Source organism: Bradyrhizobium sp. STM 3809, assembly GCF_000239795.1.
In the GTDB taxonomy this organism is placed as follows: domain Bacteria; phylum Pseudomonadota; class Alphaproteobacteria; order Rhizobiales; family Xanthobacteraceae; genus Bradyrhizobium.
In genome coordinates, this window is the sequence record NZ_CAFJ01000494.1 from 1 (window position 1) to 4224 (window position 4224).

A 4224-nucleotide genomic window follows, 5' to 3' on the forward strand; every position below is an offset into this window, starting at 1 on the left:
CTCGCATTTCGCTGCGCTCATGCGATCCACCCTCTCCCACCCTGGCGAAGCTCCGCTTCGCCTTGGGGGAGAGGGTGCACTGTTCTTGCCGCGCGATATTCGTCCCAACTGAGAACGATGCTTTTGCGCTTGGGCGTAACTCACCTCCCAAAAAAATGTTGTTCGAGGGTGCCCCGTCTTTTCCGATCAATGCACCGTCAGCTCCAAATACAGCGGGCTCCGGAAGGTCGACGACGGCATCCACGGCAGTTGCTCCTGCGTGCGGCGATACTCCGGGACGACCTTGTGCAGCTCGTCGAACGCGATCCTGATCGCCATGCGCGCGATCGCGGAGCCGAGGCACGCATGCACGCCGCCGCCGAAGCCGAGGTGGCCGCGCGGCTTGCGGGTGATGTCGTAGACATCCGGATTGGGAAACTGCCGCTCGTCGCGGTTGGCGGAGCCGTAGGCGAGGCAGACGAAGTCGCCTTCGCGCATGGTCTGGCCGTGCAAGGTCAGATCCTTCTGCAGGCAGCGGCGGAAGCGCTGGGCCGAGGTGTTGAAGCGCAGCGACTCTTCCACGGCATCGGCGAGCAGATCCGGATTGGCGACGACCGCGCGCCGGGCGTCGGGGTGGTCGGCGAGATTGTAGGCCAGCATGCTCATGAAGCCGCCGAGCGACTCGATGCCGGCCATGATCAGGGTGGTCGTCGTCAGCAGCACCTCGCGCTCGTCGAGCCTGTCGCCGTCGATCTCGGCCATGCTGAAATGCGAGATCAGATCGTTCTGCGGCCGCGCGCGGCGCTCGGCGATGACGCCCGCCGCGTAGTCCTGCATCCAGTTGTAGGCGGCGATGTGCTGCGGGCCCTTGGCGCGGCTGACCGGGTCGCTCTGCACCATCAGCACCGCCTTGTCGCGCACCGTCTGCTCGTCGCCGAGCGGCAGGCCGAGGGCGGCGAACAGGACGCGCACGGTGAACTTGGACGAGAACGCCTCGATGAAGTCGAAGCGCTCCTGGCCGCGCAGCGCCTCGGCGCTGGCCCGGGCGATGTCGCGGATCGGGCCCGACAGGCTCTCCAGATTGCGCTTCATGAAGGCGTGCTGCACGAGGCCGCGCAGGCGGTCGTGACGCGGCGGATCGGTGGTGCCGAGCGTTGCGCCGGCGCGGTTCGGCAGCTCGGTCATCAGGTTGCCCTTGGCCGAGGAATAGGTCTGCCAGTTGGTGCCGGCCGCCGCGACATCGGCGTAGCGCGACAGGATCCACACCTGCGCCTGCGGGCTCCAGAAACAGGGATGCTCGTCGCGCAAGGTCTTGTAGAACGGGAACGGGTCGGCATCGACCGCCGGCGAATACGGGTCGAACGTGAACATCTGTCGGGCCTCCTCTCCATTGAGTATGGTCGTTGTTGTTCTTTTCACGATCCTAATCGAGCCGCCGCCGCGGCGTGAGGCAAGAACGCTGGTCAAGACTTGTACTTTTCCGACATTCCGGCTTAGCTGCCGCTCATGCCACGCTTTCGCACCAAACCGTCGATCCCCGCCTTCGCGCTGTATGGCGAGGCCTCCGCGGCGCAGCCGGACATGCTGCATATCGAGCCGATCCAGGTGCGCAGCAAGCTGTATCGCTGGGAGATCGAGGCGCATACGCATCAGGGCCTGCACCAGATCCTGTGGGTCGCCGCCGGCCCGGCCGAGATCGCCCTGGACGAACGCCGCGAGCGCTGCAGCGGCCCGGTCGCGGTGATCATTCCGCCCGGCGTGGTTCATGCCTTCCGCTTCTCGCGCGAGACCGACGGCTTCGTGCTCACCTTCAATCCACGCGCCGTGGTCGAGGGCGATGTCCCGGCGACCGGCGAGGCGCTGCGCGACCTGTTCGCAGCCGCGCAGATCCTGCATCTCGAGCCGCAGGCGACCGCGACGGGACGTGTCGCGGCATTGTTCGTCGACCTTGCCGACGAGTTCGCCGCCGCGGACTCGGCCGCCTCGCCGGTGCCGCATTGGCTCGGCCGCTCGATCGTGTGGCGGCTGGCGCAGCAGAGCGCGCGGCTGTCGCAGGGTGCGCGGCGCGGCAGCGGTCATGCCGACCTGTTCACGCGCTTCATCGTGCTGGTCGAGGCCCATCACCGCGATCACTGGTCGGTCGCGCGCTATGCCGACGAGCTCGGCATGACGCCGGAGCGGCTGAACCGGCTGACGCGGGTGGAGACCGGGCAGTCTGCGCTCGATATTGTGCATGCGCGGCTGGCCCGCGAGGCCTGCCGGCGGCTGACCTATATTGCAGCGCCGGTGTCGAAGCTGGCGTTCGAGCTCGGCTTCAAGGACCCGGCCTATTTCTGCCGCTTCTTCAAGCGCCATACCGGCGCCAGCCCGCGCGACTACCGTCGTGCGATGGGCGTGGCGGAGGAGCCCGGCGGCGCTCGCCGTTGATCCTGCGGGAATGGGATACCGTTGCGGCGTTCCGTCGCCGCGTCGGAAAAGTACAAGAGAATGCAGCGTCCATCCAATTGGGCCGGCGCTTTCCTTGATAAATTCGCGACTGACAAGCAAACCGAAAAAATCCAGTTGCCGCGAATCCGGGAGAACAGGCCCATGAAAGTCCAAGTCTGCATCATCGGCGGTGGGCCCTCCGGCCTGATGCTGTCGCAACTCCTGCATCTGCAGGGCATCGATACGATCATCCTGGAAAAATCCAGCCGCGACTACGTGCTGTCGCGCATCCGCGCGGGCGTGCTCGAGCACGGCTTTGCCAAGCTGATGCGCGAGGCGCAGTGCGGCGAGCGCATGGACCGCGAGGGCGAGATCCATCACGGCTTCTACATCGCCCATGACGGCAAGCTCGATCGTGTCGACCTGCACAAATATTCCGGCGGCAACTCGGTGATGGTCTACGGCCAGACCGAGCTGACGCGCGATCTCTACGAAGCCCGCGACAAGCTCGGCGGCAAGGTCGTGCACAACGCGGCCGACGTCACTCCGCACGACATCGCCTCGGACAAGCCCTACGTCACCTATCGCAGCGGCGAGGAGGTGATCCGCGTCGATTGCGACTACATCATCGGCGCCGACGGGTTCCACGGCGTCAGCCGCAAGTCGATCCCGCAGGACAAGATCAAGGAATATGAGCGGGTCTATCCGTTCGGCTGGCTCGGCGTGCTCTCCCGCACCAAGCCGGTGTCGCCGGAACTGATCTATGCCAAGCATGAGCGCGGCTTCGCGCTGTGCTCGCTGCGCTCGCAGGTGCTGAGCCGCTATTACGTCCAGGTGCCGCTGACCGACAAGGTCGAGGACTGGAGCGACGACGCGTTCTGGGCGGAGCTCAAGCGCCGCCTGCCGGAGGAGGTCGCCGCCAAGCTGATCACCGGCCCGTCGATCGAGAAGAGCATCGCGCCGCTGCGCAGCTTCGTCTGCGAGCCGATGCGCTATGGCCGGCTGTTCCTGGCCGGCGACGCCGCCCACATCGTGCCGCCGACCGGCGCGCGCGGATTGAACTCGGCGGCGTCCGACATCTACTATCTCTATCATGCGCTGCTCGACCATTACAAAAAGGGCGACGACACCGGTATCGACGGCTACTCGCAGCGGGCACTGGCGCGCATCTGGAAGGCGCAGCGCTTCTCCTGGTGGATGACGACCCTGCTGCATCGCTTCCCCGATCGCCTGCCTTACGAGGACAAGCTGCAGGACACCGAGTTTGCGTATCTGTTCTCCTCCGAGGCCGCGCAGCGGTCGCTGGCGGAGAACTATGTCGGACTGCCGTTCTAGAAGCTTGCGCGGTCCGTAGGGTGGGCAAAGGCGCGCCGAAGCCGTGAGTGGTTTGCGCGGCTGCATCTCGCGTGCCGATGCACGGTGGGCACGCGACCGCCCAGCGGGCGTCCGCTTTGCCCACCCTACAAGGTCGCGCATCGACCATCCCCGCTTCAACACCCGCCGCTGTCGTCCCGGCCTTGAGCCGGGACCCATACCCCCCGGGAGCGGTTTGAGGCATGCCGGTCATTGGCCTTTTGCCCCACACATCTGCTGCGTTGGTCCCGGATCGGCGCCACGCCGCGCCGACGCGCGTCGCGGCTTGTCCGGGACGACGGAAGTGGCGGGGCGGGATTCACGATTCAAACAGCCATGGAGTAGGGACATGTCATCGCGATCTCGCGGCGCGTCGCGCCCGAGTGGTGCATCGACCATGTCCCTCGCAAACATGAGAGGGCGCAGGGAATGCCGGGTGAAGGCCTCACCCATGGCCCGCCTGCG

Annotated in this window: 3 protein-coding genes; 2 read left to right on the forward strand and 1 reads right to left on the reverse strand. The window is 66.2% G+C overall.

Features of this window, described 5'->3' with window-relative positions:
- Positions 1-186 precede the first annotated feature (186 nt).
- Positions 187-1350 carry a cytochrome P450 gene (locus BRAS3809_RS22790; protein WP_008964392.1) on the reverse strand — a complete coding sequence of 388 codons (1164 nt, stop codon included), beginning with the start codon at positions 1348-1350 and terminating at the stop codon, positions 187-189.
- 135 nt (positions 1351-1485) lie between these two features.
- Here BRAS3809_RS22790 and BRAS3809_RS22795 point away from each other — a divergent pair, with 135 nt between their 5' ends.
- Together BRAS3809_RS22795 and pobA are read left to right on the forward strand one after the other, a co-directional pair.
- Complete coding sequence (locus tag BRAS3809_RS22795) at positions 1486-2406, forward strand: helix-turn-helix domain-containing protein (RefSeq protein ID WP_008964393.1); 921 nt, start codon at positions 1486-1488, stop codon at positions 2404-2406.
- 162 nt (positions 2407-2568) lie between these two features.
- Entirely contained in the window at positions 2569-3741 is a 1173-nt protein-coding gene (gene pobA, locus BRAS3809_RS22800) for a 4-hydroxybenzoate 3-monooxygenase (protein ID WP_035657749.1), read from the forward strand.
- Positions 3742-4224: the final 483 nt, after the last annotated feature.